At 71.2% G+C, this 5,602-nt stretch carries 6 protein-coding genes and 1 pseudogene; 4 read left to right on the forward strand and 3 right to left on the reverse strand.

Translation table 11 applies throughout. From position 1 onward, the window contains the following. The 3 genes from G3I19_RS33990 to G3I19_RS34000 all read right to left on the reverse strand — a co-directional run. Positions 1-625 (reverse strand): hexose kinase (locus tag G3I19_RS33990; RefSeq protein WP_164267561.1); only part of this gene is annotated, 625 nt, incomplete at its 3' end. A 99-nt stretch (positions 626-724) separates the two neighbouring features. Beyond that, positions 725-1,879 carry an N-acetylglucosamine-6-phosphate deacetylase gene (gene nagA, locus G3I19_RS33995; RefSeq protein ID WP_164267558.1) on the reverse strand — a complete coding sequence of 385 codons (1,155 nt, stop codon included), beginning with the start codon at positions 1,877-1,879 and terminating at the stop codon, positions 725-727. Beyond that, positions 1,879-2,853 (reverse strand): ROK family protein, encoded by a 975-nt coding sequence (locus tag G3I19_RS34000; RefSeq protein ID WP_343235292.1) that lies wholly within the window; start codon positions 2,851-2,853, stop codon positions 1,879-1,881. The genes nagA and G3I19_RS34000 overlap by 1 nt, the downstream gene beginning before the upstream one ends. 341 nt (positions 2,854-3,194) lie before the next feature. On the opposite strand from G3I19_RS34000, the gene G3I19_RS34005 reads away from it, so the two are divergent. The 4 genes and pseudogenes from G3I19_RS34005 to G3I19_RS34020 form a co-directional block, all read left to right on the forward strand. Continuing rightward, the gene (locus G3I19_RS34005; protein ID WP_239075018.1) at positions 3,195-4,412 is read left to right on the forward strand and encodes an extracellular solute-binding protein; all 1,218 of its coding nucleotides are present in this window, start codon (positions 3,195-3,197) and stop codon (positions 4,410-4,412) included. A gap of 34 nt (positions 4,413-4,446) precedes the next feature. Next, complete coding sequence (locus tag G3I19_RS34010) at positions 4,447-4,740, forward strand: DUF3263 domain-containing protein (RefSeq protein ID WP_164267559.1); 294 nt, start codon at positions 4,447-4,449, stop codon at positions 4,738-4,740. Between the two features lie 92 nt (positions 4,741-4,832). Further along, positions 4,833-5,207, forward strand: coding sequence for a VOC family protein (locus tag G3I19_RS34015; protein ID WP_164267560.1), 375 nt, complete (start codon positions 4,833-4,835; stop codon positions 5,205-5,207). Between the two features lie 68 nt (positions 5,208-5,275). Next, positions 5,276-5,602 (forward strand): annotated as a pseudogene (locus G3I19_RS34020) (trehalose-phosphatase); the annotation flags it as partial.

The raw sequence follows: 5,602 nt of genomic DNA on the forward strand, positions 1-5,602 counted from the left end.
CGCGGCGGCGTGCGTCGTGGGTGGCGCGCAGCGGCTCGCGGGAGCCGGTCAGCTGGGCGAGTTCGTCGGCGTTCGGCTTGACCAGGTCGGGGCGGGCCGCGATGCCCCGGCGCAGTGGTTCGCCGCTGGTGTCCAGGAGGACCGGGACGCCGGCGCCGCGTGCCTGCTTCACCAGCTGGGCGTAGGCGCCGACCGGGACGCCAGGCGGCAGGCTGCCGCAGAGGGCGACCGCTTCGGCGTCGGCCAGCAGTCTTCCGTACGAGGTGAGGAAGGTGTCCCACTCGTCGGCCGAGACGGTCGGGCCCGGCTCGTTGAGCTGGGTGGTGTCGCCGGACGAGGCGTCGACCACGGCGATGGTGCGCCGGGTGGTCCCGGCGACCGGGACGAGCGCGTCGGTGGGCGGCAGCCCGGCGAGCAGCTCGCGGAGCACCCCGCCGGTGGTCCCGCCGGCGAAGCCGGTGACGACGGTCTCGTGGCCGAGTGCCGCGAGCACCCGGGCCACGTTCAGGCCCTTGCCGCCCGCGCGCTCGGTGACCGACTCGACTCGGTGACTGGCGTGCGGGATCAGCGCGGGGACGTGGTAGGTGATGTCCAGGGCGGTGTTCAGGGTGACGGTCAGCAGCACTTGATTGATCATGCCAAACGGAGAGCGGCAGGCCCACCCCTGGACCACCGCTCTCCGTCAGTAAAAGCAGAAATTCTGCTCAGTTCTGCTCAAAACTGCTTAGTTTCGCGTCGGTTCGATCACCCAGGCACCCTTGCGCATCACACCGGCCAGGGCGAAGCCGGCGTCCAGGACGACCAGGTCCGCGTCCTTGCCGGGCTCCAGGGAGCCGATCCTGTCGTACAGGCCGAGCAGCCGCGCCGGGTTGGCCGAGATGGACCGTACGACGTCGTCCACCGGCAGCTTGTCGACGGTCACCGCACGCCGGAAGGCCGTGTCCAGGGTGAGCGTGGAGCCCGCGATCGAGCCGCCTTCGACCAGCCGGGCGACGCCCTCCTTGACCTCGACCTCCAGCGGGCCGAGCAGATAGACGCCGTCGCCGAAACCGGCGGCGTCCATCGCGTCGGTGATGAAGGCGACGCGCGCCGGGCCCGCCGAGCGGTACGCCAGCTCCAGCGCGGCCGGGTGCAGATGCGTGCCGTCGTTGATCAGCTCGACGGTGACCCGCTCGTCCTCCAGGAGTGCGGCGATGGGCCCGGGGTCGCGGTGGCCGAACGGCGGCATCGCGTTGTAGAGGTGGGTGGCGACGCTCGCGCCGGCCTCGATGGCCTCGACGGTCTGCTCGTACGTGGCGTCGGTGTGGCCGACGGCCGCGATGACACCGTTCTCCGCCAGCAGACGTACGGAGTCGATGCCGCCCTTCATCTCGGTGGCCAGGGTGAACATCTTCGCCGTACCGCGCGCCGCGTCCATCAGCTTGCGGACGTCGGACGGGTCGGGGTCGCGCAGCAGCGACGCGCTGTGCGCGCCCTTGCGGCACGGCGAGATGAACGGACCCTCGAAGTGGATACCGGCCAGGTCGCCCTGCTCGACCAGCTCGGAGAGGACCGCGGCCCGTCCGGCCAGGAAGTCCATCTCGCCGGTGACGGTCGACGCGACCATCGTCGTCGTGCCGTGCCGCCGGTGGGTGTCGATGCCCTTGAGCACCTCCTCGGGGGTGCCGGAGGTGAAGGACGCCCCGCCGCCGCCGTGCACATGCATGTCGACGAACCCGGGGACCACCCAGTGGCCCGTGAGGTCGACGACCCGCGCGTCCTCGGGAGCGCTCCCCGCGATGCGCGAGCCCTCCACGATGACCCGGCCGCCGTCGACGGTCCCGGTCGGCAGCACCACGCGGGCGCCGGAGAGGACTGTGCTTGCTTCGCTTCCGGCCATCAGGCGGATACCTCCGTGGAGAGAAGATCCCAGGCGAGCAGCCCTGCGCCCAGGCATCCAGCGGTGTCCCCGAGGGCCGCCGGGACGATGAGGGGCAGCTTCTGGAACGTCACACGTTCCTCCACCGCTGCCTTGAGTGGCACGAACAACGTTTCCCCGGCCTCGGCGAGCCCGCCACCGATGATCAGGGTGCGCGGGTCGAGCAGGGTGAGCGCGGTGACAAGACCGTCGGCGAGCGCGTCCACGGCGGTCTGCCAGACGGCGACGGCTCTCGGGTCGCCGGACTCGACGGCCTTGGCGCAGTCGGCGGCGTCGGCCTCCGGGTCGCCCGCGGCCTCGGCCCAGGCCAGCGATACGGCGGAGGCGGACGCGTACCGCTCAAGACAGCCGCGCTGCCCGCAGCCGCAGTCGACGCCGCCGGGGCGTACGACGATGTGGCCGATCTCCCCGGCGTAGCCGTGGGCGCCCGCCTCGATGGAGCCATCGATGCCGATGGCGCCCGCGATGCCGGTGCCGAGCGGCATGAAGAGGAAGCGGTCGGCGCCCTTGCCCGCCCCGATCCGGCCTTCGGCGAGCCCGCCCGTGCGGACGTCGTGGCCGAGCGCCACCGGGATGCCGTGCAGCCGGGCGCTGAGCAGCTCGCGCATCGGGACGTCGCGCCAGCCGAGGTTGGAGGCGTAGACGGCGATGCCGTTCTCGGCGTCGATGATGCCGGGGACGGCCACTCCCGCGGCCGACGCGGTCCGGCCGAAGTGCTCCTCGCCGTAGGCGCGCAGCTCGGCGGCGAAGTCGAGGATCGAGGTGACGACCGCCTCGGGGCCGCGCTCCCGGCCGGTGGCCCTGCGCGCCTCGTGGAGCAGGGTGCCGTCCGCCCCGACCAGGGCGGCTTTCATGCCGGTGCCGCCCACGTCGAGGGCGATGACATGGTTTTCGGCCGGGAGACCGGGGGTGGTTCCCCGGGAGAATGCAGTCACCCGGACAGTGTGGCTCGGATAACCGAAAAAGGTCTAGTCCACTCTGTTGGATTGTTGCGCATCCATACAAAGTCCGGGCAAAGATCCGGGCAAGGAACGGGCCCGGAGCCGCGGTGTGCCACCCGGCGCCCCGGCCGGTACCCCACCCGGTACCCCAGTGGCCCGTGTTGCCGAAGCGAGACCGGATTGCTGTGGACCACCAGATGGCCGTAAGGGAAAATCGCAGCCACGTGCGACGGTACGGCACGGGGGACCGGCTGGAACATAGTGCAACAGAGGGTGGGAAAAGGGCTGTGCAGCGGCGCTTCTTGGGGCTTTCCGCGGCGGTTGCCGCGCTCGGTATGACGGCGGTGCTCTCCGGTTGCGGATCGGACAGCGGATCAGGTGATGTCACCCTGAAAGTCGTCGCCGCCAACTACGACCCGAACGACGGCCCGAGCAACCAGCAGTACTGGGACAAGCTCGCCGCCGCTTTCGAGGCGAAGAACCCGCACATCAAGGTCGACGTCTCCGTCTACTCCTGGAAGGTCATCGACGCGAAGGTCGCCGAGCTGGTCAAGTCGGGCCACGCGCCCGACATAGCCCAGCTGGGCTCGTACGCCGACTACGCGGACCAGGGCAAGCTCTACAGCGCGGACGACCTGCTCTCCATCGGGGTCCAGTCCAACTTCCTCACCTCGCTCTCGGACGCGGGCGAGCAGGACCGGGTGCAGTACGGGATGCCGTTCGTCGCCTCCACCCGGCTGCTCTTCTACAACGAGAAGATGTTCTCGAACGCCGGCCTCAAGGCGCCCAAGACCTGGGCGGACCTCAAGTCCGACGCCGAGGCGCTCAAGGCGCAGGGCGTGAAGTACCCGTACGCCCTTCCGCTCGGCACCGAGGAGGCGCAGGTCGAGGCGACACAGTGGCTGCTCAGCGGCGACGGCGGGCTCACCGACGGCGTCGGTACGTACACGATCGACTCGGCGCAGAACGTCAAGACCTTCAACTGGCTGAAGAACGACCTGGTCGGCGCCGGGCTCACCGGTCCTGTCGCGCCGGCCGAGTTCGACCGCAGGCAGGCGTACGCGGCCTTCACCAAGGGGCAGGTCGGCATGCTCAACGGCCATCCGCAGCTGGTGCAGCAGGCCGCCAGGAAGGGCATCAAGGTCGGCATGGTCCCGATGCCGGGCATCAGCGGCCCGACCAAGGCGACCATGGGCGTGGCCGACTGGATCATGGGCTTCAAGCAGAACGGCCACCGCACCCAGATCGGCGCGTTCCTCGACGACGTCTTCAGCGACAAGAACGTCCTCGACCTCACCCGCCAGTACAACCTGCTGCCCACCACCACATCGGCCTCCGGCACGCTGGCGGACGACCCGCACCACAAGTCGCTCAAGACCTTCCTGGACGAGCTGCCCAACTCGCAGCTGCCGCCGGTCGGCAAGACATCCTGGTCGGTGGTGAGCGACGACATGAAGAAGGGGATCGGCAAGGCGGTGGCGCCGGGCGGCAACCCGGCGAGCGTCCTGAACCAGATCCAGAGCGAGGCGGCGTCCGCGCAGAGCGCGGAGTAGCCCGGCCGCCGGGCTCCCCAGTACGTTGGCTCATATGACTGGCGTGACTGGTGACGACACGCGCGGCGGGGAGCCCGGGCGGGAGCCCCGCGGGGAGCCCGGCCCCGCGCTCCCCGAGCGCGACCGCGCCGTGCTCGCGCTGGAGCGCCGCTCCTGGCCGGGCACCGGCGCCAAGGAGCGGGCGATCAGAGAGCAGCTCGGCATCTCACCGGTCCGCTACTACCAGCTCCTCAACGCCCTGCTGGACGACGAGGCCGCCCTGGCCCACGACCCGGTGACGGTCAACCGCCTGCGCCGGGTCCGTGCGGCCCGGCGCGAACGGCGCTGACGGGCGGAGCTGACGGGCGGTGCTGACGGGCGCCGCTGACGGGCCCCGTCCCCGCAGATGCGTGGGGCGGTCGGCGTGGGCAGGCTGGAGGGATGACGACGACGCTCGGCGCCTTTGTGCTCGGTACTCCCGATCCTCCTGCCCTGGCCGACTTCTACCGGGCCCTGCTGGGATGGCAGGAAGTCGATCGCCGGCCGGAGTGGGTCCGGCTGCGGGATCCGGAACGGGAGCGTCCGTCCCTCAGCTTCCAGCTGGAAACCGACCACACGCCCCCGGTGTGGCCCCAGCGCCCCGGAACGCAGCAGATGCAAGGGCACTTGGACCTGCAGGTCGACGACCTGGAGGCGGAGACCGAGCGAGCCCGCGCCCTGGGCGCGACGCTGGAGGAGCACCAGCCCGAGAAGGGCGTACGGGTCCTGCGCGACCCGCACGGCCACCCGTTCTGCCTCTTCCTTCCGGGCGCCTGACGGGGTGTGGCGGCCAGTTCCCGCAGGGGCTGCGGACATGCTGGTGCCGCGGCGCTAGGGTCGCCCCCATGGGCAGCTCACCGAACACCCTGCCGACCCCCGCCACCGCCGCGGGCCGTGACGGCCTCGCCGCCATTCTGGCCCGGCCGCGGAAAGCCGTCGTGGCCCTCGACTTCGACGGCACCCTCGCCGATATCGTCCCCGACCCGGAACAGGCGCGTGCCCACCCGGGCACCGTCCCCGCACTCGTCGCGCTCGCGCCGATGAGCGCCATGGCTGTCATCTTCGCCGCCGCCCGACGGGTCTGCGGGCGTGGGCTCCTCGACGGTCGCCACCGAGGCCGGCAGGCGGGTGCGGATCTGGTCGACCGTGCCGCGGATCCGCAGGACCACCTC

It is taken from the genome of Streptomyces sp. SID10853, assembly GCF_010548145.1.
Classification (GTDB): Bacteria; Actinomycetota; Actinomycetes; order Streptomycetales; family Streptomycetaceae; genus Streptomyces.

What these genes read in the sequence shown, in the direction of transcription:
- nagA (WP_164267558.1), bottom strand. Translation starts at nt 1,879, where the DNA reads ATGGCCGGAAGCGAAGCAAGCACAGTCCTCTCCGGCGCCCGCGTGGTG.
- G3I19_RS34005 (WP_239075018.1), top strand. Translation starts at nt 3,195, where the DNA reads ATGACGGCGGTGCTCTCCGGTTGCGGATCGGACAGCGGATCAGGTGAT.
- G3I19_RS34010 (WP_164267559.1), top strand. Translation starts at nt 4,447, where the DNA reads ATGACTGGCGTGACTGGTGACGACACGCGCGGCGGGGAGCCCGGGCGG.
- G3I19_RS34015 (WP_164267560.1), top strand. Translation starts at nt 4,833, where the DNA reads ATGACGACGACGCTCGGCGCCTTTGTGCTCGGTACTCCCGATCCTCCT.